Below are 21,872 nucleotides of genomic sequence, written 5' to 3'. Positions count from 1 at the left end.
TCAAATCGGCAGGCGTTCATGCGATTGCCCTGTATTGCGCCGCCTGTCAGCGGCAAGGCGTGGTTTGAAGTGGTATAGCGGTGGAGGCGCAGGGCCTGTCGGTCCTGCGTTGTTCCCGGCTTGGCGTCGCGAGGCAGCCATCGGCTTTTCAGCTTAGGCGCAGGCTTACCCAGGCCGGCGCGTGGTCGCTGGCGTGCTCCTCGCCGCGCACCCAGCGATCCACCCCGGCGTCTTCCAGGTGGTCCGCCAGGCTGGCGCTGAGCAGCAGGTGGTCGATGCGCAGCCCGGCGTCGCGTTGCCAGTGCTGGCGGAAGTAGTCCCAGAAGGTATAGATGCGCCGGTCGGGGAAACGCTGGCGTAGCGCGTCCACCCAGCCCTGCCGCAGGAGACGCTCGAAGCACTCGCGGGACTCCGGCTGGAGCAGGGCGTCCTTTTTCCAGGAGCGGGTGTCGTAGATATCGAAGTCGCTGGGCACCACGTTGAAGTCGCCGGCCAGCACCACCGGATGGCCGCTCTCCATCAGCTCGGCGGCGTGGCGGATGAGGTGCTCGAACCAGGCCAGCTTGTAGTCGAACTTCGGTCCCGGCTGGGGATTGCCATTGGGCAGGTAAAGACTGGCCACCAGCAGGCCGTCGACGGCCGCTTCGAGGTAGCGGCTGTGGGGATCGCTGGCGTTGCCCGGCAGGCCGCGGCGTACCTCCAGCGGCTGGCTGTCGCGGGCGAGGATGGCGACGCCGTTCCACGCCGACTGGCCCTGCCAGATCGCGCCGTATCCGGCCCTCTCCAGCGCCGCGGCGGGGAAGCGCGCGTCGGGCGTCTTCAGTTCCTGCAGGCAGACGATGTCCGGCGCTTCCCGCTCCAGCCAGGCCAGCAGCGCGGCCAGCCGGGTCTGGATGCCGTTGACGTTGAAGGTGGCGATCTTCAGGGTGTCCACCGCTTGTCTCCGCGAATGAGGATCAGGCGGCCGCCTGCAGGGCTTCGCCGATGGCTTCGTTGAACGCCTGCAGGTCACCCGGGTTGCGCGAGGTGATCAGGGTCCAGCCGTTCGCCGGGCAGACTTTCACCCGCGTGTCGACCCAGTCCGCGCCGGCGTTGGTCAGGTCGATACGCACGCTGGAATAGGAGGTCAGGGTCTTGCCGCGGGCGACACCGGCGTCGATCAGCAGCCAGGGGCCGTGGCAGATGGCGGCGACCGTCTTGCCTGCGTCGCTGAATTCCCTGACCAGGCGCTGGGCCTCGCTGTCCTGGCGCAGGGTGTCGGCATTCACCGTGCCGCCGGGGACCAGCAGCAAGTCGTAGTCCTCGGCGCGCAGGCCTTGCAGCCTGGCGTCGGAATTGACGATCAGGTCCTTCTCGCTGTCGTGCACCCAGGTCTGCGCTTCGCCGCCCTCGATGGTCGCGTGGGTGACCGTGGCGCCCTGTTGCTTCAGGGTCTTCAGCGGTTCGAGCAGCTCGTCGCGCTCGATGCCGGTGTTGGCGGTGATGACCAGGACGTTCTTGCCTTGCAGCTTCGCGGTCATGGTTTTCTCCTCTGCTGGGGCGCCCGTGGCGGGCGCCGTGGCGTGACATGCAGGAGAGTGGAAAGCTGGAGCGCCGGGGAGTTCGAAAGATTTGCCGGGCGGTGGGCCGGATCCTTGGCCTGTCAGCCTCCGGCGTCAGCGGAACAGCAGCGAATGATGCGCCGCGCCACCGGTGCGCGCGCCGTCGCCCACCGCGATGGCGACGTTGCCGGCCGCCAGCGCCGCGTCGCCGCAGGCGAAGACGCCGGGAACGCTGGTTTCGCGCATGCCGTCGGTCCTGATGAACGGCCCGCTCGGGCCGTCCTCGAACTCGCAGCCGAGCAACGCCGCCAGCGGGCTGGCCATGCGCGTACGCGGCTGGGTGAACAACCCCGCGAGCGTAATCGTGCGGCCGCTGGCCAGGGTCACGTCGGCGCGCGCGCCGCCCAGCGCGACCACGGCGTCGCGCTCGATCGCCACGCCGCGCCGGTCCAGCCTGGACATTTGCTCGGCATCCGGTTCGAAGACGCCGTTGAGGAAGAAGGTGGTCGCTCCCCAGTCGGGCAACATCAGGGCGTGGTGGATGGCCAGCGGTGAGGCCGCCAGTACGCCAATCGGCCCGCCGTCCAGTTCGTAGCCGTGGCAATACGGGCAATGGAACACGTGCCGTCCCCAGCGCTCGGCAAGACCGGGGATCTCCGGCAGGTCGTCGGCGACCCCGCTGGCGAGGATCAGCCGGTGCGCGGTGAAGCGTTCTCCGTTGGCGGCCTTCACCACGAAACCGTCAGCCTCCTTCTTCGCCGCGACGGCGGCTTCGGACAGCCACTCGACGCTGGGATAGGCCAGCAACTGGGCGCGGGCGTCATCGACGATGGCCGCCGGGTCGCGGCCATCCTGGCCGAGAAAGCCGTGGGAGGCCCGGGCGAAGCGGTTGCGCCGCAGTCCCGTGTCCATCACCAGCACCCTGCGCCGCGCCCGCGCCAGTTGCATGCCCGCGGAGATGCCGGCGTAGCTGCCGCCCACGATGATCACGTCGAAAGTCATGGCGTATCTCCCATTCGGATAGTCACGCAACAACGTAAGTTTCATGATGGGCGCTTGTCAACGCTCTCGTAACTTTTTCTGTAGCGAGAGATACTCATGGCTTTTCCGTCTCCACGAGTCCGCCGTCCATGAGAAACGACACCCGCCTCTCGCGCATGCTCCATGTGCTGATCCATATGGCCCGCCACGAAGGGCCGGCGACCTCCGAAGCCATCGGGCAGATGCTCGGCACCAACCCGGTGGTGGTGCGGCGGACCATGGCGCTGCTGAAGAACGAAGGCTACGTGAGTTCGGAGAAGGGCCATCGCGGCGGTTGGCGGCTGGCCAAGCCGCTGGCGGACATCACCTTGCTGGATATCCACCAGGCGCTGGGAGCATCCTCGATCTTCGCCATCGGCCTGTCTACCGATCATCCGGAATGCCTGGTCGAGCAGGCGGTCAACGAAGCGCTCGGCGAGGCGTTCGAGGCGGCGCAGGCGTTGCTCCTGGAGCGCCTGGGGAGCGTCACGCTGGAGCAGTTGGCGAGCGAGTTCGAGCGCCGCTATCGGCCCTGCTGAGGCGCCTGGAAGGGCCGTTCGGACACCGCCGCCGCGCCTGCGGAGGCACGCCGGCGGTCCGGGTTCAGAGCGAGTACTTCACCGTGAACATCAGGTTGCGCGGCTCGCCGTAGTTGAGGTTGCCGAAGTCGATGCCGCTGTAATAGTACTTGTCGAACAGGTTGTTGAAGTTCAGCCGTGTGTCGATCCGTTCGCTGACCTTGTAGCCGAGCATGGCGTTGACCACGGTGTAGCCGCCCTGCTGGAAACCGGTGCTGCTGTCCTCGGTCTTGCTCTGGGTGGCCAGGTCGCCGCCGACGCGCCATTTGTGCAGTTCGCCGGGCAGCGTGTAGCTGGTGGCGAGCTTGAACAGGTGGCGTGGCTTGGCCGCGTCGAATGGCTTGCCCTCGTTGGCCTTGTTGCTGTCGTGCTTGTACTTGGCGTCGACGTAGGTATAGCCGGCCATCATCTGCCAGTCGTCGCTCAGCGCACCGCTCAGCTCCAGGTCGACGCCCTGGCTGCGGACCTTGCCCGAAGCGCGCGAGCAATAGCGCGAGGTGGGGCTGAAGGGGCATGGCGAGGGGCCGCCGACGTCCTCGGTGGCGCGGTTTTCCTGGTCGATCTGGAACAGCGCGATCTGCGAATTGAGCGCGCCGCCGAAGTGTTCGCCCTTCAGGCCGATCTCGTAGTTCTTGCCGGTGATCGGGTCGAGCAGGCCGCCGCCGGCGTCGAAGTTGCTCTGCGGCTTGAAGATGTCGGTATAGCTGGCGTAGACCGAGTAGGTCTGGTTCAGGTCGTAGATCACCCCGGCATAGCGGGTGACGTTGCGGGTGACCTTGTAGCTGTCGGTATCGGCGTCGGCCTTGTACCAGTCCAGGCGCCCGCCGAGGATCACTTTCAGCGGGTCGGCGAGGTTCAACCGGGTGGTGAGGTAGGCGCCTTTCTGTTCCTGGTCGAGCTTCATGCCCCACAGGCTGGTGTTCAGCCTCGGCTTGAGGGTCGAACTCGGGTCCCACTGGGTCGGGTCCATCGGCCCGGTCGGGGTGCCGTCCTTGTTGAACAGGCTGCCCCAGCCGCCGTGGCCGTCGAAGCGTTCCTGGCGATAGCTGGCGCCGACCACCAGCTCGTGCTCGCGGCCGAGCAACTGGAAGGGACCGTTGGCATAGGCGTCATAGCTGTCGTGGTCGTCGGTGTAGCTGTAGTCGCCGGGGTTCTGGGTCATGCTGGCGCAGCCGGTGGTCGAGTAGTAGCAGTCGTTGTACAGCCCGAGCATGTTGATTCGCGCCCACAGCTTGTCGGCGGCCAGCTTCATCTGCCAACCGTTGGCGAAGCGGTGGGTCAGGTCGCTGAACAGGTGGGTGGTGTCGGTATCCCAGTAGGACCAGTCGGCGCCGTAGTAGGACGAGCGCTTGAGGTCCAGGTGGCGGCCGCCCAGCGGGCTGGGCAGGCCTACCCAGTTGTCGTTGCGGTTGTCGTTCTGGTTCGAGGCGCCGATGGCGAAGGTGGTGTCCGGGCTCAGGTCGGCTTCGGCGATCCCGTAGAACACGCCGCGTTCGCTGCTGACGTGGTCCTGGAAACTGTTGCCTTTCTGGTAGGCGACCACCGCGCGGCCGCGCAGGGTTCCTTCGCTGTTCAGCGGACCGGAAACGTCGGCCTCGCTGCGATAGCGGTCCCAGGAGCCGACGCTGCCTTGCAGGGAGGCGCGGAAGTCCTGGGTCGGACGCTTGCGCACCATGTTGATCGCCGCCGCCGGGTTGCCTGCGCCCTGCATCAGGCCGGTGGCACCGCGCACCACTTCGACGCGGTCGAACATGGCCAGGTCGGCGGCGGAAATGACGTCCTGGGTATAGGTGGAAATGCTCGTCGGCAGGCCGTCGTACATGATGTTGTCGACGTCGAAGCCGCGCGCCGCGTACTTCACCCGGGCCGGCCCGTACTGTTGCACGGTGAGGCCGGTGACGCCCTTCACCGCGTCGTTGAGGTCGCGCATGCCCTGGTCGTCCATGCGCTGGCGGGTGACCACGCTGACCGACTGAGGGGTCTCGCGGATCGACATCGCCAGCTTGGTCGAGGTGCGCATCGCCCGGGTGGTGTAGGAGCCGCTGTCTTCGGTGATGGCGGCGGTGGCCGGGTCCTGGGTGGCGACCACGCTGAGCGCGCCGAGGTCGACGCTGTCGCCGGGGGCGATGCCGGCACCTGTCGGCGCGGCCTCGACCCAGGCGTCGCCGCCCCGTACCTCCCCGCTCAGTCCGGAACCTGCGAGCAGACGCTGCAGTGCCTCGCTCGGCTCCAGCGTGCCGCGTAGGGCCGGTGCGCGCCGGTCGGCCACGGTCGCGCGGTCGAAACGGATGCGCAGGCCGCTGGCGCCCTGCAATTGCTCGAGGGATGCGGCCAGGGGCTGAGCGGGAAGGTCAAGGGCGATGGGAGCGGCCTGGGCGGCCAGGGAAAGCGAGGAGAGACCGAGCAATAACGCACTGGAAACGACGTGTTTCATCTGCAGTGTCCTGGATGGCGGCGCAGGCAGGCCGTTGGCGCGACCGGCTGCGTTTCTTGTTTATGTGGGAAACCGGCGTAGGAATTCGCGGCGGGGCAAGTGTATGTAAATGTAAAAATGGAGTAAATGATAGAGATTATCGTTATCAGTAGTATTCGTAGAAATCCGATGAACTGCGTCCTGCCAGCGGCTGACGGGGATTTCCGCTGGATACCTCCCGTGAAGGCCGCCTGGATTCGTGATTCCAGCGCAAATGAATTTGCTCGATTCGGGTCTTAATCGAAGAGATGTAAGCCGCCACACTGCGCTTCCTTCGAGTCATCCCGCCCACGGAGCGCAGCCATGTCTTCCACCATCCACCCCCTCCCGTCCTTCGGTCTCGGCACCTTCCGCCTCACCGGCCAGGTCGTCGTCGACTCGGTGCGCAGCGCCCTCGAGCTGGGTTATCGCGCCATCGATACCGCGCAGATCTACGGCAACGAGGCGGATATCGGCCGGGCGATCGCCGAGAGCGGCGTACCGCGTTCCGAGCTGTTCCTCACCACCAAGGTCTGGGTCGACAACTACGCCCGCGAAAAGCTGCTCGCCAGCCTGCGCGAGAGTCTGGAGAAACTGCGCACCGACCGGTTGGACCTGGTCCTGATCCATTGGCCGGCAGCCGGCAACGGCGTCGAGCTGGCGGAGTACATGGCGGCGCTGGCGGAAGCCAAGTCCCTGGGCCTGACCCGGCGGATCGGCGTCTCCAACTTCAACATCGAGCTGACCCGCCAAGCCATCGCCGCGGTCGGTGCGGGCGAGATATCCACCAACCAGATCGAACTCAGCCCTTACTTGCAGAACCGCGCGCTGACCGCCTTCCTCGAGGAGCAGGGCATCGCGGTCACCTCGTACATGACCCTGGCCTACGGCAAGGTGCTGAAGGACCCGACGCTGGCCGGGATAGCCGCCAGGCACCGGGCCACGGTCGCCCAGGTGGCGCTGGCCTGGGCGATGCAACTGGGCTACGCGGTGATCCCGTCCTCGACCCGCCGCGAGAACCTCGCCAGCAACCTGCTGGCGCGCGACCTGCGCCTGGACGCCGAGGACATGGCGCGCATCGCCGGCCTCGAGCGTAACGGCCGCGAGGTCAGTCCGCAGGGCCTGGCGCCGGCCTGGGACTGAGAACCGCGTCGAGGGTCCGCCGCGCCGAGGCTCCGGTCGCGCGGTCGGTTCAGAGCTCGATGCGGTATTCGATCACGCCCGGCTTGTCCGCCACCCAGTCGTACAGGCGCTGCGCCCTGTGGTTGCTTTCCTGGGTATGCCAGTAGAGCCGCGCGCAGCGACGTTCCTCGGCCTGCCGGCGGACGTACTCGATCAACTGCTTGCCGATCTGCTGGCCGCGCACGTCGGGCGAGACATAGAGGTCTTCCAGGTAGCAGACGTCCTGTGCCGCCCAGGTCGAGCGGTGGTAGAGGAAGTTGACGATGCCATGCAGGCGGCGACCGTCGCTGGCCACCGCGCAGTGCATCGGTTCGCCCTCGTCGAAGAAGCGCCGCCAGGTGGCCTCGGTGGTCTGTGCCGAGAGTTCGACTTCATAGAACGCCTGGTAGGCCTTCCAGTGTTCGAGCCACTGCTCGAAGTCCTCGTGTGCCACGGGGCGTACCGATACCAGTGTGTGCAGGGATTGCATCCAGTGCTTCCTTCTTTGGCTTGATGGGGCGATCCGGCGGAGGCCGGGACCGAGGGTCTTGACCCGGGTGTTTTTATAGCCGCCTAATGGCTTGCCATATCCCACCAATTAGATGATCGAGGGCAGACCATTTGTTCAGGCAATCACTGCTCGAATCGGTCAAGGCGCGACTCCTCCATCCACAGCTCCAGGCCCTGCCGCTGCATGCGCGAATCCAGCGCGCGATCCGCCAACTGATCCTCGACGGTGCCCTGGCGCCGGGCAATCCGTTGCCGGCCTCGCGGGCGCTGGCGCAGTCGTTGGGGGTATCCCGCGACACCGTCGAAGCGGCCTATTCGCACCTGCATGCCGAGGGCTTCATCGAGCGTCGGGTCGGCAGCGGCAGCGTGGTGGCCGCGGCTACCCGGCTGTCCCCCGGCCGGCGCGGTGCGGGCGCTCCACGACGGGTCGGCGGCGCGCCGCGACTGAGCCGGCGTGGCGAGGCGATGCAGGCTGGCGGCGGGGTTCGCGAGCAGCTCGTCCCGCGCCCCTTCGCTCCCGGCGTGCCGGAGACCCGCACCTTTCCCCTGGCGACCTGGGAGCGCCTGCAGCGCCAGGTCCTCAAGGAATATGGCGCGCGCGCCCTGACCCACGGCGACCCGCAGGGCGCCGAACCGCTGCGCCAGGCGATCGCCGACTACGTCAACCTGGAGCGTGGCGCACGCGCCACGGCCGACCGGGTACTGGTGCTGACCAGTTCGCAACAGGCGCTGGGTCTTTGCGCCAGCGTGCTGCTCGACGCCGGCGAGCGGATATTCGTCGAGGACCCGGCCTACTACGGCGCGCGCAAGGCCTTCGAGGCCGCAGGCCTGGAGTGCCTGCCGGTCCCGGTCGACGAACAGGGCCTGCGGCCCGAGCCGATCCTCGCCCAGCCGCAGGCGGCGCGGGCGCTGTGCCTGACCCCGTCGCACCATTACCCGACCGGCGTGACCCTGTCGCTGGAGCGTCGCCTGGCGCTGATCGAATGGGCGCAGCGGCAGCAGGCATGGATCATCGAGGACGACTACGACAGCGAGTTCCACTACGCCGGCCGGCCCACCGCCTGCGTGCAAGGCCTGGACGTCCACGAGCGGACGCTCTACATCGGCACGTTCACCAAGTCGCTGTTTCCCGGCCTGCGCATCGGCTACATGGTCCTGCCGCCGGCGCTGGTGGCACCGATGACCGTCGCCCGCTCCCTGCAGGACGGGCACAACGCCTCGCTGGCGCAACTGACCCTGGCGCGCTTCATCGCCGGCGGCCACTTCGGCGCCTACGTGCGCGGCATGCGCAACCTCTACGGCGAGCGCCTGGGATTCCTCGCGGAGCGGGTAGGCAAGCGTCTGGGCGGCCTGGTCGAGCCGCGCGTGCCGGCCGGCGGGCTACAGATGCCCGGGCTGCTCTGCGCGGAAATCGACGAAACGCGCGCCATCGCGGCGGCATACCGCGCCGGTGTCGAGCTGGTCGGGCTCAGCGCCCTGCATCTCGCCGCGCCACCGCGAGCGGGTTTCCTGATGGGCTTCGCCGCCTACACCACGGACGAGCTGGAGGCGGCGGTCGGGGTCCTCGCGAAGACCCTGCGCGGTTTGCGTGCGAATCCCTAGGTCGCCGGCAAGCGTTCAGTCGCGCAGGGCGTAGACGTAGGCATCGACCTGGGCGCCGTCGGCCAGCGTTACCCGGGTCGCCACGCGCCGGTATTCGGTGCCTTCGAATTCATCCAGCGCGGGCCAGTGCTCGGCGAGGCGGTCGGAGACGAACACATGGCCGTGGATTTCCTCGCCGTCGGCGTCGATCGCCAGGCCCGGAAAGCCCATCCCGGCGCCCCAGCCCTTTTCCAGCAGGCGACCGCGGAGGCTGGCCGCCTGCCACTGCCCGCCGATCTTCTGCATCAGGTGTTCGTTGGGACGGCCGGGGCCGAGGCTGCCGTAGACGAAGAGTCGCTGCATCGATAACTCCCTTGAACGGAACAGCGTGGGCGCAAGACGTGAAGCCTTCCGCCCACGCCTTTCACTTGCTTGCCAGCGGTGGAGTACGCGGCGGCACGATACGCCGCGAGCCGGTCGACTCGAAGGCCGCGGCGAAGCGCAGCAGCGCCGAGTCGTCGTAGGCGCGGCCGGCGAAGGTCAGGCCCACCGGCATGCCGATGTCGGCCATCACCCCCATCGGTACGGTGACCGTCGGCACGCCGAGGTGGCGGATGGCGAGGTTGCCGTTGGCGACCCAGACACCGTTGCTCCAGGCGATGTCGGCCGAGGCCGGGTTGACGTCGGCGTCCGCCGGGCCGACGTCGGCGACGGTGGGGAAGAGCACGGCGTCCAGGCGCAGGCGTCGCATCCACTCCTCGAGGTCGATCCGCCGGGTTTCCTCAAGGCCGCGCAGGCCATCGGGGAGGGTCGCGATCCGGTCCCAGGGCTTGATGCCGCGCTCGGCCATCCGCACGTATTCGTCCATGCCGGCGGCCAGGTCGCCCTCGCGGTTGGGCAGGGTGCCGGGGTCGTGGGGGAAGATCTGCGGGCCGTCGACATCCGCCAGGCGGTTCAGCTTCGGATCGCCATTGGCGCGCAGGAAGTCGTCGAAGCCCCAGGCCGAGAGTTCCCACAGCTCGTCGTGGAGGAATTCCTTCGACACCAGGCCGCGGTTGAACACGGTGGGCGCGCCGGGTCGGTCGCCTTCGCAGTTCGACACCAGCGGGAAGTCCACCTCGATCACTTCGGCGCCGGCGGCTTCCAGGGCCTTGCGCGCCTGTTCCCAGAGGGCGATGACCGAGGGCCGGGTATGGATGCGCTGGCCGGTCGGGCCGCCGATCCCGGGGGACTCGCTGGTGCCCGCATCGGGGTCGGCGTTGATGAACATGCGCGGCACGCCGAAGCGCTTGCCGGCCAGGGCCTCGGCGCCTGCGGCCAGGGCCGGGTAGCTCGCCGGGCGTACCTCGGAGGCCTTGGGGATCGGCACCCAGGGCTGCATGCGCCAGAGGTCGCCGCGGGTATCGGGATCGTCGGCGACCACCACGTCGAGGATTTCCAGCAGGTCGGCCATGCTCCGCGCATAGGGCACCACCACGTCCATGGTCGGCGTCAGCGGCCAGTTGCCGCGCACCGAGATCACCCCGCGCGAAGGGGTGTAGGCGCACAGGCCGTTGTTCGACGCCGGGCCGCGCCCGCTCGACCAGGTTTCCTCGGCCAGGCCGAAGGCGGCGAAGCTGGCCGCGGTGGCGGTGCCGGCGCCATTGGAGGACCCCGAGGCGAAGGGCGCGGTGAGGTAGGCGGCATTGTACGGGCTCTCCGCGCGGCCGTAGACGCCGCGCTGCATGCCGCCGTTGGCCATGGGCGGCATGTTGGTCTTGCCCAGGCAGATCGCCCCGGCGGCGCGCAGGCGCTCGACGGTGAAGGCATCGCGCTGGGCCACCAGGTCCTTGAACGCCGGGCTGCCGGAAGCCGCGGTGAGGCCCTTGACCAGGTAGCTGTCCTTGGCGGTGTAGGGAATGCCGTCCAGCGGACCGAGGGTCTCGCCACGCGCCCGGCGGGCGTCGGAGGCCTGTGCTTCGGCCAGCGCATCGGGATTGCGCACCACCACCGCGTTCAGCGCGGTGGGCGTGCCGGGTGCATCGTAGGCGTCGATCCGCGCCAGGTAGGCCTGGACCAGTTCGACCGCCGTGGTACGACCGGACTCGAGCGCGTCACGCAGCTCGGCGATGGAAACCTCGGTGACCTCGATCATGCTGTCACCGCCTGGCGAATGGAGACGGGGAGACCGTTAGCGACGCTCATCATCGTTCCTCTTGTTCTCTGCTCGATGCGACGGGGGCCGCGAGGCGGCCGGGTCGATACAGGGGATGCAGTGTACATCCTGGCCGGCGTTCGCGGCTTCCCTGGCGGGGGCGCGGCAACGGCAGCCTGGGCGGTCGTTGAGGCCGGGGCTCAGATCCGGCGGCTGCGCAGCAGTAGCCAGAGCAGGTAGAAACCGCCGAGCAGGCCGGTCATCAGGCCGATCGGCAGGTTGGCGACGTATGCCAGGCGCTGGCCGAGCAGGTCGGCGGCCAGCAGCAGGACCGCGCCCATCAATGCGCCGGACAGCAACGGCACCCCGGCCGAGCGGGTCAGGCGCCGGGCCAGTTGCGGGCCGGCCAGGGCGATGAAGGCGATGGGGCCGGCCGCGGCGGTGGCGATGGCGGTCATGCCGACGGCGACCAGGACCATCTGCAAGCGCACGCGCTCCACCGCCACGCCGAGCTGGGCGGCGCTGGCATCGCCCAGCTCCAGCACCTCCAGGCGTCGACCGTGGTACAGCGCCAGCGGCACGCTGGCGAGCAGGCCCAGCGCTGCCGGGACGACGTGCGACCAGGTCCGGGTGTTCAGCGAGCCGGCCAGCCAGAGCTGGGCGTACATCGCCTGGTCGAGGTTGCCGGTGACCAGCAGCAGGCTGTTCAGGCCCGACAGGCTGGCGCCGACACCGATGCCCACCAGCACCAGGCGGTAGCCGCCGGCGGTGGCGCCCCGGCGCGCCAGCAGCACCACCGCCAGCGCCGTGCAGAGGCCGGCGGCCAGCGCCGCCAGCGAGGTGGCCAGCGGGCCGGCATCGAACAGGATGATCTGCACGATGGCGCCGCTGGCGGCGCCGGTGGTGAAACCGATGACGTCGGGCGAGCCCAGCGGATTGCGCGAGATCGACTGGAAGATCGCCCCGGCCATGCCCAGCGCGGCGCCAACCAGGCAGGCGGTGAGCACCCGTGGCAGGCGCACGCGCTGGACGATGCGCTGGGCGGTGGGGTCCTGGCCCTGGCCGAGCAGGCTGGCGAACACCTCTGCCGGGCCCAGCGCCAGGCTGCCGGTCCCCAGCAGGGCCGCCGCCAGCGCCAGCCCGATCCCCGCGAGGACCAGGCAGGCCAGCGCCGCCCGTGGCCGCCAACGCAGCGACAGGGAACCCAGGCGCAGGGCGTGGAGGCCGTTCACAGGCGACTCAGGCGGAAGCGCCTGACCAGGACGATGAAGGCCGGCCCGCCGAGCAGCAACGCGACGATTCCGGCGGCGATCTCCGCCGGCGCCGCCAGCAGCCGCCCGAGGATGTCGGCGCCGAGCAGCAGGCCGGCGGCGATCAGCGCCGAGAAAGGCAGGATCCAGCGCTGGTCCGGCCCGGCCAGCAACCGCGCGAGGTGCGGGGCGACCAGGCCGACGAAGGCGATCGGCCCGGCCAGGGCGGTGGCCGCGCCGGCCAGCAGCATCACCGCCAGGCAGGCGAGCAACCAGGTCAGGCGCAGGTCGACGCCGAGCGCCCGGCCGATCTCCTGGCCCAGGGCCAGGGCGTTGAGCCTGGCGGCGAGGGCGAAGGCGGCGGCCAGCCCGGCGCCGATGGCCAGGCCCGGCCATCCGAGCAGGGCGAAGCCGCTGCCGGAAAGCGAGCCGGCGGCCCAGTGGCGGAAGCGGTCGAAGACTTCCGGCGGGGCGTTCAGCACGATGATTCCGGTCAGCGAGGCGAGCATCACCGACAAGCCGGCACCCGCCAGCACCAGGCGCACCGGGTTGGTGCCGGTCTCGCGGGCCTGGCCGAGAAGGAATACGGCGATGCCGGCCAGGCCGGCGCCGAGGAAGGCGCAACCGAGGTACTGGCCCATGCTCGCCAGGTCGAACAGCGCGACCCCGACGATCACCGCCAGCGCCGCGCCGGCGTTGATCCCCAGCAGGCCGGGTTCGGCCAGCGGATTGCGCGTCAGCGCCTGCATCAGCGCGCCGGCCACTCCCAGTGCCGCACCGGCCAGCAGCGCCACCAGGGTGCGCGGCAGGCGCAGTTCGCGTACCACCAGGTGGCGATCATCGTGCGGATCGACGGCTTGCAGGGCATCCAGGGTGACCGCCAGGGGCACCGGCCGCGAGCCCAGCGCCAGGCTGGCCAGGGCCGCCAGCGCGAGCAGCAGCGCGCCGGCGAGCAGGCCCCAGGCGCGCAGGCGCCGGCGGCGCATCGGGGACGCCTGCATGAGCGGACTTCCGGCGAACGGGCGCATGGCTCAGCGGAAATGGCGGGCGACGTTGTCGATCATCTGCCGCCCCGAGTAGTAGTCGATGCGGAAGGAACTGGGGCCCAGGGCGTACACGCGCTTTTCGCGCACCGCCGACAGGTTGGCCAGCACCGGGTCGGCGAGGAACGCCTGCACGTCGTCGTCGCTGGCGCCGAGCAGGAACACGCTGTCGCCGGCGATGGCGGCGGGCAGGTTTTCCCGCGAGATGAACTGGAAGTCCGAGGCGCGCGTCACCTTGCCCGCCAGCGCCTCCGGCAGTTCCGCCACCTGGAAGCCGAGGGCTTCGAGCAGGCGTGCCTGGGGGCTGGCCTGGCGGCCGATGGAATAGCTGCCGGCGATGTTGTAGCCGACCACACTGACCGGGCCCTGCGGCGGCGCGATGGCCGCGGCGACTTCGGCGGTGTAGGCGTCGAAGCGCTGGATGGCGGCCTGCGCCTGGCGTTCCAGGCCGGTGTGCCGGCCCAGCTCGGTAGCCAGTTCCTGCCAGCTGTGTTTCGAGTAGTCGACCACCAGCGTCGGTACGCCCTGCGCCTCCAGCTCCGCACGGTATGGCGCGGCGCTGTCGGCGCCGGTGGCGGAGGCGACCAGCAGGTCCGGATCCTGGGCGATCACCGCTTCGATGTCGAAGCGCAGGTTGCGGTAGAGCACCTCGACGCCACGCTGGTCGGCGACCTTCGCCCATTGCGAGAAGAAGCCCTTGGCGTCGGTCAGGCGACTTGGCGTGGTGGCGGCGCTGGCCACCAGCGGCGCGTCCATCGCCAGCAGGATGCCGGTGACGCTCGGGGTGGTGGAGACGATCCGCGCCGGCTTCGGCTCCCCGGCCGCGGCGAGGGTGGCGAACAGGCTCAGGACGAGGGCGAGTAACGGCAGGGCGGAGCGGCGGCGGGTCGGCATGAAGGCTGTTTTCGCTGTAGGGGAAGCCGGGCGGACGGATTCATATGATAATGCTTCTCATGCAGTCTATTCCATAATGTAGAATCGATTCCACATATTCGAGCCATTCTTATCCAGGAACCTCCCATGACCCATCGCCTGCACGCGGACGCCGTGACCTTGCGCCGCGACGCGCGGACCGTTTCGCGGAATCTCTCGCTGGCCATCCCCGAGGGTTCGTTCAGTGTGATCGTCGGGCCCAACGCCTGCGGCAAGTCGACCCTGCTGGCGGCATTGTCGCGTCTGTTGGCGCCGGCCGAGGGCCGGGTGGTGCTGGATGGCAGGGATATCCACAGCCTGCCGGGGCGGGAAGTGGCGCGGCGTCTCGGCCTGCTGCCGCAGAGCGCGCTGGCGCCGGATGGCATCACGGTGGCCGAGCTGGTGGCGCGCGGACGCTATCCGCACCAGTCGTTCCTGCGCCAGTGGTCGCCGGCGGATGAGCGCGCGGTAGCGGCGGCGCTACGCGCCACGCGGGTCGACGGCCTGGCCGAGCGACCGCTCGACGCGCTCTCCGGCGGCCAGCGGCAACGCGTGTGGATCGCCATGGTGCTGGCGCAGGAAACCCCGTTGCTGCTGCTCGACGAGCCGACCACCTACCTGGATATCGTCCACCAGATCGAATTGCTCGAACTGCTCGCCGAGCTGAATCGCCAGGGGCGCACCATCGTCGCCGTGCTGCACGACCTCAACCAGGCCTGCCGCTATGCCTCGCACCTGATCGCCATGCGTGACGGCGCGATCCTCGCCGAGGGCGCGCCGGCGCATATCTTCACCGAGCGTCTGGTGGAGGAGGTGTTCGGCTTGCGCTCGTTGATCATCGCCGACCCGGTCAGCGGCACGCCGCTGCTGGTGCCGCGCGGGATCGCCGCCGACGCGCCGGGCTGAGGTGGCTCAGCGCGGCGGCGGCCGCATGCCGGGATGGAGGACCAGGCCGCCGGTGGACTGGTTGACCTGCAGCGCCTCGTGGAACAGCGCGTCGCGGTCTTCCGCCGACTGCAACTGGCCGAGATCGGTCACCGTGGTCATGGCGCAGACGATCTCCTGCTGGGCGTCGAACACCGGCGCCGCCTGGCCGGTGACGTTCGACAGCAGGTGGCTGGTCAGTTCGGCCCAGCAGCGCTCGCGCACCTCGTCGAGCAGCGCGCGGCTCGGCGGGCTGCCGCGGAAGTGCGCCGGTTGCTGCTTGCGCGCGGCGTCGACCACGGCCTTCGGCAGGAAGGCCTGGAACACCAGGCCGCAAGCGGTATTGTCGATGGGCAGGATATCGCCCAGGGCCAGCGGGTTGATCGAGAAATAGGCGCTGCGGTACCAGCGCACCAGGGTCGGGCCGCGCTCGGTCCAGATCGCCACCCCGCCGCTGGCGGCATGCCGTTGGGCCAGGGCCTTCATGTGGCGGGCGGCGATATCCACCGCGTCGATCCGCTTCAGCGCGCCTATGCCGATGCTCAGCGCCGCCGGCCCGAGGTCGTAGAGACCGCTGAGCGGGTCCTGGCGGGCCAGGCCTTCCTTCACCAGGCTCTGCAGGTAGCGGTGCGCGGTGGAGCCGCCGGTGCCGGTGCGCCGGGCCACTTCGCCGAGGGCCAGCTCGCCTTCGGCGTTGGCCAGGGTCTTCAGGAAGCGCGCGGCGATGGACACCGACTGGATGGTGCCGGAGCGCTTTTCGCCCGGGGCGTCCGGCATCTCGTCCGCCGGGGGCTGCGAAGTATTCAACGGCTCGGTCTCCTCACCACGGTTGATCCATAGGCTTCGGTCCGCGCTGCGGTGGCGCGGGCGGCGCCCATGATACCGATTCCCCGGGGCGGTGGGGCGCCGCGGAAGGGACGGGCGTAGGAGATTCCATATTTCGCAATGAGGAATTTATTCCCCATTGAGGAATGATCTGGTGGCGTGATAGCCTGAATGGAAAAGAGAGTCATTCCCATTTGGAGAAGATCCTTGAACGCCCGCACGCACCGCACGCTCAACCGGGGAATCGGCGTCGTCACGCTGTCCACCCTGCTCGCCTCGCCATCGGCACTGGCCCGGGAAAACCCGCCCGCCGAGGACGAACCCGCCGCCCTCGAGGCGCTGGTCGTGACCGGCGAGAAACGTGAACGCTCGCTGAAGGACACGGCGTCCTCGGTATCGCTCACCAGCGCCCGCGACATCGACCGCAAGCAGACCGGCAACGCCTCGGTCGCCGAGGTGATCAATGGCAGTCCCAACGTGGTCTACACCGACTCGGTGGGCGCGCCGATCATCCGCGGCCAGGACACCCAGGGCCCGAACAACGGGCAGAACGTGTTCTGGGGCGGCACCGTGCCGCGGGCGACGATCAACCTCGATGGCCACTACCTGAACTACAACGAGATGTTCTTCGGCGCGACCTCGGTCTGGGACGTCGACAGCATCGAGGTGTTCCGCGGCCCGCAGACCACTTCCCAGGGCGCCAACGCCATCGCCGGGGCGATCATCGTCAACACCAAGGACCCGACCTTCAGCCCCGAGGCTGCCTACCAGGCGGAGATCGGCAGCTACCATTCGCGGCGCAGCTCGATCGCAGTGTCCGGCCCGCTGGCGCAGGACTTCGCCGGGCGCCTGGCGGTGGACTACGCGGGCCGCGACACCTTCATCGACTACGACAACCCGAAGTTCCAGGACAGCGGCACCGACCAGGACTTCCGCGCCCTCAACGCGCGCGCCAAGCTGCTCTGGCTGCCCAGCGGAATTCCGGGCCTGGAGAGCAAGTTCACCTTCTCCCACAACGACAGCAACCGCCCGACCCAGGAAGCGGCGACCCGCCCGTTCGACAAGCTCGACCATCGCTCGACCACCATGCCCAGCTGGGAGCAGGACACCAACACCAGCATCCTCGACGTCGCCTATGACCTCGACAACGGCATCCGCCTGTTCAACCAGGCGCAGTACTCGCTGTCCTCGGTGCACCGCACCACCGGCGCGGGCGGCGAGGGCGACGCCGACATCCGCCAGAAGAACGCCTCCAACGAATCGCGGATCAGCTTCGGCGAGCAGGAGGACCGGATCAGCGGCATGGGCGGGGTCTACTACGCCCGCACCCGCACCGACGAGACGCTGCACCTGCGCGGGCTGTCGGCCTTCGACGACACGAAGAAGAACCTCGGTGTGTTCGGCGAGCTGAACTACCGCCTGAGCGACCGCTGGACCCTGACCACCGGCCTGCGCTACCAGGAGGACCGCATCGAGCGCAGCGGCAACTCGGTGCTGGCGCCGCGTCCGCTGGACTACCAGAAGACCTTCTCGGCCTTCCTGCCGAAAGTCTCCCTGGCCTTCGCCGCAACCCCGGACTGGACCGTCGGCGGCCTGGTCAGCCGCGGCTACAACCCCGGCGGCGTGTCGCTCAACCTGACTACCCGCAACTGGGCCTACTTCAAGGAAGAAACCATCTCGAACTACGAACTGTTCACCCGCGCCAGCCTGCTCGACGGCCGCCTGCTGCTGAACGGCAACCTGTTCTTCATGGATTTCAAGGACGCCCAGTACAACATCCCGGTGGTGGTTTCGCCGGGGGTGGCGCAGTCGTACACCATCAACGCCGAGAAGGCCCACGCCTACGGCATGGAGCTGGACCTCGACTACCGCCTGCGCGACGACCTGCGGCTGAAGGCCAGCGCCGGCGTGCTACGCACCCGGATCGACGAGATGTCCGGCAATACCGGCTACGAGCACAACGAGTTCGCCCGCTCGCCGGGCTATACCCTCAGTTTCGGACCGAGCTGGGACGTCACCGAGCGCCTCAACCTGAACGCCCAGGTGCGCTACCTGGACGGCTACTACTCGGACACCGCCAACACCAAGGCCTACTCGATCAAGGCCTACACCCTCACCGACGCCCGCGCCAGCTACCGCTTCAACGACCAGGTGCAGCTCTATGGCTACGTGAAGAACGTGTTCGACGACCGCTCGCCCACCTACATGCAGGAAAACCGGGGGATCGGCGGCATCGAGGCGAGCATGACGCAGCCGCGGACCCTCGGCATCGGCATCAAGGGCACCTTCTAGGCACCCCGAGAAGCCGGCCCCGCGCAGGGCCGGCCCAGCCCCAGAGCCCATACAGGAGATTGGCACGATGAGTACCCCGAAACGCCTGCACATCGGCATGTCGCTGGCCCCCACCTGGCTCAGCGGCGATGCCTGGCGGCGCCCCGACAGCAACATCGAAGGCATCTTCGGCAGCGATTTCGCCGTCGACATCGCCAGGCGCTCCGAAGCCGCCCACCTCGACTTCGTGTTTCGCCCGGACGTCAGCAGCCTGCCACTGGACGTGCTGGAGACCGGCTCCGGCTTCGCCAGCCTGGATCCCACCGTACTGCTTGCCGCGGTCGCCCGCGAAACCTCGCGGATCGGCCTGGTGTCGACGGTCTCCACCACGTTCTATCCGCCCTACGTGGTGGCCCGGCAGCTGCAATCGCTGCACTGGATCAGCAACGGCCGCGCCGGCTGGAACATCGTCACCGCGCTGCAGGGCCACGAGAACTTCGGCCTGGACGCGATGCCCGATGCGGAGCAGCGCTACGCGCGCGCCGCCGAGTTCACCCGGCTGGTGCACGACCTGTGGGACAGCTTCCCCCGCGAGGCACTCCTGGTCGACCGCGAGAGCGGCCGCTACGCCGACGTTTCCCGGGTGCGCCCGGTCGACCACGACGGCGAATTCCTCAAGGTCAAGGGACCGCTCAACCTGCCGGCCTTCGGCGAGGCGCGGATTCCCCTGGTGCAGGCCGGCGCCTCCGAGAGCGGGCGCGATTTCGCCGCCTCGGTGGCCGACCTGGTGTTCGCGCCGACCCCGGACAAGGAGGCTGCCCTGGAACTGCGCCGCGACCTTTCCCGCCGCGCCGAACGCCACGGTCGCTCGCCGCGCGACGTGCGCCTGCTGCCGGGCTTCAGCCTGTACCTGGCGGAGAGCCGCGAGGAGGCGCGGGAAATCTTCATGCAGACCCACGCGCGCCTGGACCGCGCGCGCAAGTTCGCCACGATCAGGCAGATGCTCGGCCTCGACCTCAGCGACTGGCCGCTGGACCGGCCGATTTCCGCGGCCGACCTGCCGCCGCCGGTGGCCAACCCCGGCAGCCGCACCCACACCGACCTGCTGCGGCGCCTGATCGAGCGCGAGACGTTACGCCTGGACCAGTTGCTGCTGCGCCCCGAGGTGGTTTCCGCGGCGCACTGGCAGGTCATCGGTACGGTGGACGATGCCGTCGAGCAGATCGTCGACTGGGCCGCCGCCGGCGCCATGGACGGTTTCATCGCCGCGCCGGGAGGCTCGGTCGGCTCGCTGCGGCTGTTCCTCGAACAGGTGGTGCCGCGCCTGGTGGAGAAGGGGCTGTTCCGCGAGCGCTACAGCGCCACTACCTTCGCCGGGCACCTGGCAGAGGAATGATGGAAAGGGCCGGCGACGGCCGCGACCTGGCGGCGATGGCGAGCGAGTGACCGCCTGCGGTTGGCCGCCTGACGGGCCCGCTGTATCGCAGCACGCCATCCGACCGGTGGGGCGTGGTACAGGCGAGGGAGCCTCTGCCTTGGCGTAGATACCGTCGTACCCCGGGGATCATCCGGACAGGTCGCAGCCTGGGCAGCGCTGGCCGTCGGCAGGCCTGGCATTCTGCTGTTACAACCATCCATCCATTCCTGCGGAAACGAGTGAACTCAATCGCCCCGAGCGCTGTCTGTCAGCCGTCGGCCCAACCGGGCCGGGCGCATGGCCCTTGGCCATGCGGTAGCCCCGCCCCGGTCGCGCGCTTGTCCATAACAATTCGACTGGCCGGCTTTTTCGCTCCCCTTTGCGGGTTTCGTTCTCTCGCCATGTGAAGATTGCCATGTCCCTATCCCGTCGCATCCCCGCCGCTCTTTCCCCGTTCCAGAACCGCGTCATCGGAGCCTGCCTGCTCGGCGGCCTGCTGGCGGCCGGCGCCCCGGCGCAGGCCGAGGAGGCGACCGGCAGCGCGCGCTGGGTGAGCGACAGCCTGACCACTTTCGTGCGCAGCGGCCCCACCGATGGCTATCGCATCGTCGGCACCCTCACCTCCGGGCAGAAGGTCGAGCTGCTTGGCACCCAGGGCAACTACAGCCAGGTGCGCGGCGAGAACGGCAGCACCGTGTGGATTCCCAGCCGCGACTTGCAGGAGGTTCCCGGCCAGGCCGAGCGCCTGCCGCAACTGGAACAGAAGGTGGCCGCCCTGACCGCCGAGCTGGACGGCATCAACGACACCTGGAAGACCCGCGTGCAGGGCATGCAGGAAACCCTCGACACGCGCAAGAAGCTGATCGACGAATTGCAGGCGGCGCGCAGCAACCTGGACGCCGAGCTCGGCAAGGCCCGCTCCGACCTGCGGGCGGTGCAGGCGCAACTGGGCGACGAGAACAAGCAGGTGCTGATGCGCTACATGGTCTACGGCGGCAGCATCGCCGGCGCCGGCCTGTTCGCCGGGCTGATCCTGCCGTCGCTGCTGCGGGTGCGGCGCAAGCGCAACGACAAGTGGTTCTGAGCCTCCGCCCGCGTCTCTGCGTTTCGTAAAGCAAGCCCCGCCGGCCGCGGGGCTGTGTCGCAAGCGCGACAAGGGCTGAAGCGTCAGCCGCCCGGCGAGACGATGATCTTCACGTTGTGCTCCTTGTTGTTCACCAACTCTTCGAAACCGCGCTCGACGATTTCTTCCAGGCCGATGCGACCGGTCACCAGCGGTGCGATGTCGAGGCGGCCGTCGGCTATGAAGGCGATCACGTCGGCGAACTCGCCGTTGTAGGCGAGGGCCCCGAGCAACTGCTTCTCGGTGGAAACCAGCTCGAAGAAATTGAATTCACTGGGCTCCTCGAAGATTCCCACAAGCACGCATTTGCCGGCCTTGCGGATGGCATCGATGGCCAGCTTGGCGGTGTGCTTGTTGCCGATGCATTCGAAGCTGACGTCGGCGCCAAGCCCGCCGGTGAGGGCGCGGATTTCGCCTAGGGCGTCGCACCGCGAGGGGTCGAGCACCTGGCTGGCGCCGACCTCCAGGGCCTTGGCCTTGCGCGCCGAGGACATCTCCAGGGCGATCACCTGTGCCGCGCCGGCGGCGCGCGCGCACATGATGGTGCACAGGCCGATGGTGCCGGCGCCGACCACCACCACGTTCTGCCCGAGCAGGCTGCCGGCCTTCTTCACCGCGTGCATGCCCACCGCCAGCGGCTCGATCAGCGCGCCGGCCTCGCTGGGAAATCCGGCCGGCAGGGCGTAGAGCAGGTTGGCCGGTACGTTGACGTATTCGGCGAAGGCGCCGTTGTTCATCAGCCCGGTGAAGGCCAGGTTCTCGCAGATGTTGTACAGCCCATGCCGGCAGTAGTAGCAGGTGCCGCAATGCTGGCAGGCGTCTGCGGCGACCGCCTGGCCGAGGGCGAAGCCGGTCACGCCGTTGCCGAGGCGGACGATTTCGCCGCTGAACTCGTGGCCGAGGATGCACCGATCCTTGAGGCCGGTGAGCGGGTGCGGCGCCTCCACGGGGATGAATACCGGGCCGGCCAGGTATTCGTGCAGGTCGGAGCCGCAGATGCCGCACCAGTGCACGCGGATCTGCACCCAGCCGGGCGGCGGCTCGGCCGGGAGCGGCACGTCTTCCACGCGGATATCGTGGCGGCCGTGCCAGACGGCGGCGCGCATCGCCGCGTTGGCTTGCGGGGAACT

The 21,872-nt window shown here is 68.9% G+C and carries 19 protein-coding genes; 7 read left to right on the top strand and 12 right to left on the bottom strand.

Going from position 1 to position 21,872, the window contains the following annotated elements; all coding sequences use genetic code 11:
- Positions 1 to 148: 148 nt before the first annotated feature.
- The 3 genes from xth to HMPREF2924_RS08685 form a co-directional block, all read right to left on the bottom strand.
- Positions 149 to 934, bottom strand: coding sequence for an exodeoxyribonuclease III (xth, locus tag HMPREF2924_RS08695; RefSeq protein WP_003129357.1), 786 nt, complete (start codon positions 932 to 934; stop codon positions 149 to 151).
- 22 nt (positions 935 to 956) lie between these two features.
- Positions 957 to 1,520, bottom strand: a complete 564-nt coding sequence (locus HMPREF2924_RS08690; RefSeq protein WP_003129358.1) for a type 1 glutamine amidotransferase — start codon at positions 1,518 to 1,520, stop codon at positions 957 to 959.
- 135 nt (positions 1,521 to 1,655) lie between these two features.
- Positions 1,656 to 2,588, bottom strand: coding sequence for an NAD(P)/FAD-dependent oxidoreductase (locus HMPREF2924_RS08685; RefSeq protein ID WP_003129359.1), 933 nt, complete (start codon positions 2,586 to 2,588; stop codon positions 1,656 to 1,658).
- Positions 2,589 to 2,671: 83 nt separating this feature from the next.
- On the opposite strand from HMPREF2924_RS08685, the gene HMPREF2924_RS08680 reads away from it, so the two are divergent.
- A complete protein-coding gene (locus tag HMPREF2924_RS08680; protein WP_003115857.1) occupies positions 2,672 to 3,100 on the top strand; it encodes an Rrf2 family transcriptional regulator in 429 nt (142 codons plus the stop codon).
- A 64-nt stretch (positions 3,101 to 3,164) separates the two neighbouring features.
- Here HMPREF2924_RS08680 and HMPREF2924_RS08675 read toward each other — a convergent pair whose 3' ends face one another.
- Positions 3,165 to 5,573 (bottom strand): TonB-dependent siderophore receptor, encoded by a 2,409-nt coding sequence (locus HMPREF2924_RS08675; protein WP_003129372.1) that lies wholly within the window; start codon positions 5,571 to 5,573, stop codon positions 3,165 to 3,167.
- 342 nt (positions 5,574 to 5,915) lie between these two features.
- Between HMPREF2924_RS08675 and dkgB the strand changes: the two genes are divergently transcribed.
- On the top strand, positions 5,916 to 6,734 hold the full coding sequence (gene dkgB, locus HMPREF2924_RS08670; RefSeq protein WP_003129373.1) for a 2,5-didehydrogluconate reductase DkgB: 819 nt from the start codon (positions 5,916 to 5,918) through the stop codon (positions 6,732 to 6,734).
- 49 nt (positions 6,735 to 6,783) lie between these two features.
- On the opposite strand, the gene HMPREF2924_RS08665 is transcribed toward dkgB, so the two are convergent.
- The gene (locus tag HMPREF2924_RS08665; protein ID WP_003110534.1) at positions 6,784 to 7,242 is read right to left on the bottom strand and encodes a GNAT family N-acetyltransferase; all 459 of its coding nucleotides are present in this window, start codon (positions 7,240 to 7,242) and stop codon (positions 6,784 to 6,786) included.
- 131 nt (positions 7,243 to 7,373) lie between these two features.
- Here HMPREF2924_RS08665 and HMPREF2924_RS08660 point away from each other — a divergent pair, with 131 nt between their 5' ends.
- Positions 7,374 to 8,864, top strand: coding sequence for a MocR-like pyridoxine biosynthesis transcription factor PdxR (locus HMPREF2924_RS08660; protein ID WP_003129375.1), 1,491 nt, complete (start codon positions 7,374 to 7,376; stop codon positions 8,862 to 8,864).
- Between the two features lie 15 nt (positions 8,865 to 8,879).
- Here HMPREF2924_RS08660 and HMPREF2924_RS08655 read toward each other — a convergent pair whose 3' ends face one another.
- The 5 genes from HMPREF2924_RS08655 to fepB all read right to left on the bottom strand — a co-directional run bounded on the left by HMPREF2924_RS08655 (position 8,880) and on the right by fepB (position 14,164).
- Positions 8,880 to 9,206 (bottom strand): gamma-glutamylcyclotransferase family protein, encoded by a 327-nt coding sequence (locus HMPREF2924_RS08655; RefSeq protein ID WP_003093540.1) that lies wholly within the window; start codon positions 9,204 to 9,206, stop codon positions 8,880 to 8,882.
- 61 nt (positions 9,207 to 9,267) lie between these two features.
- Entirely contained in the window at positions 9,268 to 10,977 is a 1,710-nt protein-coding gene (locus HMPREF2924_RS08650; RefSeq protein ID WP_003112050.1) for an amidase, read from the bottom strand.
- Between the two features lie 200 nt (positions 10,978 to 11,177).
- Positions 11,178 to 12,209, bottom strand: a complete 1,032-nt coding sequence (locus HMPREF2924_RS08645; RefSeq protein ID WP_003129378.1) for a FecCD family ABC transporter permease — start codon at positions 12,207 to 12,209, stop codon at positions 11,178 to 11,180.
- Positions 12,206 to 13,228, bottom strand: a complete 1,023-nt coding sequence (locus HMPREF2924_RS08640) for a FecCD family ABC transporter permease (protein ID WP_003118181.1) — start codon at positions 13,226 to 13,228, stop codon at positions 12,206 to 12,208. Before HMPREF2924_RS08640 ends, HMPREF2924_RS08645 begins: the two co-directional genes overlap by 4 nt.
- 30 nt (positions 13,229 to 13,258) lie before the next feature.
- Positions 13,259 to 14,164 carry a Fe2+-enterobactin ABC transporter substrate-binding protein gene (gene fepB, locus HMPREF2924_RS08635; protein WP_003129379.1) on the bottom strand — a complete coding sequence of 302 codons (906 nt, stop codon included), beginning with the start codon at positions 14,162 to 14,164 and terminating at the stop codon, positions 13,259 to 13,261.
- Positions 14,165 to 14,290: 126 nt separating this feature from the next.
- Here fepB and HMPREF2924_RS08630 point away from each other — a divergent pair, with 126 nt between their 5' ends.
- Positions 14,291 to 15,088, top strand: a complete 798-nt coding sequence (locus tag HMPREF2924_RS08630; protein ID WP_003093530.1) for an ABC transporter ATP-binding protein — start codon at positions 14,291 to 14,293, stop codon at positions 15,086 to 15,088.
- Between the two features lie 6 nt (positions 15,089 to 15,094).
- On the opposite strand, the gene HMPREF2924_RS08625 is transcribed toward HMPREF2924_RS08630, so the two are convergent.
- Complete coding sequence (locus HMPREF2924_RS08625) at positions 15,095 to 15,883, bottom strand: IclR family transcriptional regulator (RefSeq protein WP_003119004.1); 789 nt, start codon at positions 15,881 to 15,883, stop codon at positions 15,095 to 15,097.
- Between the two features lie 255 nt (positions 15,884 to 16,138).
- Here HMPREF2924_RS08625 and HMPREF2924_RS08620 point away from each other — a divergent pair, with 255 nt between their 5' ends.
- The 3 genes from HMPREF2924_RS08620 (at position 16,139) to HMPREF2924_RS08610 (ending at position 20,703) form a co-directional block, all read left to right on the top strand.
- Positions 16,139 to 18,223 carry a TonB-dependent receptor gene (locus tag HMPREF2924_RS08620; protein ID WP_003129380.1) on the top strand — a complete coding sequence of 695 codons (2,085 nt, stop codon included), beginning with the start codon at positions 16,139 to 16,141 and terminating at the stop codon, positions 18,221 to 18,223.
- Between the two features lie 67 nt (positions 18,224 to 18,290).
- Positions 18,291 to 19,598 (top strand): NtaA/DmoA family FMN-dependent monooxygenase, encoded by a 1,308-nt coding sequence (locus tag HMPREF2924_RS08615; RefSeq protein ID WP_003129381.1) that lies wholly within the window; start codon positions 18,291 to 18,293, stop codon positions 19,596 to 19,598.
- A gap of 436 nt (positions 19,599 to 20,034) precedes the next feature.
- Entirely contained in the window at positions 20,035 to 20,703 is a 669-nt protein-coding gene (locus HMPREF2924_RS08610; RefSeq protein WP_003129383.1) for a TIGR04211 family SH3 domain-containing protein, read from the top strand.
- A gap of 83 nt (positions 20,704 to 20,786) precedes the next feature.
- On the opposite strand, the gene HMPREF2924_RS08605 is transcribed toward HMPREF2924_RS08610, so the two are convergent.
- Positions 20,787 to 21,848 (bottom strand): 2,3-butanediol dehydrogenase, encoded by a 1,062-nt coding sequence (locus tag HMPREF2924_RS08605; RefSeq protein WP_223681893.1) that lies wholly within the window; start codon positions 21,846 to 21,848, stop codon positions 20,787 to 20,789.
- Positions 21,849 to 21,872: the final 24 nt, after the last annotated feature.

The organism is Pseudomonas sp. HMSC063H08 (assembly GCF_001813645.1).
GTDB classification, from domain to species: Bacteria; Pseudomonadota; Gammaproteobacteria; order Pseudomonadales; family Pseudomonadaceae; genus Pseudomonas; species Pseudomonas aeruginosa.
Note: the sequence above shows the minus strand (reverse complement) of the source record. Positions and strands in the feature narration are given on the sequence as shown.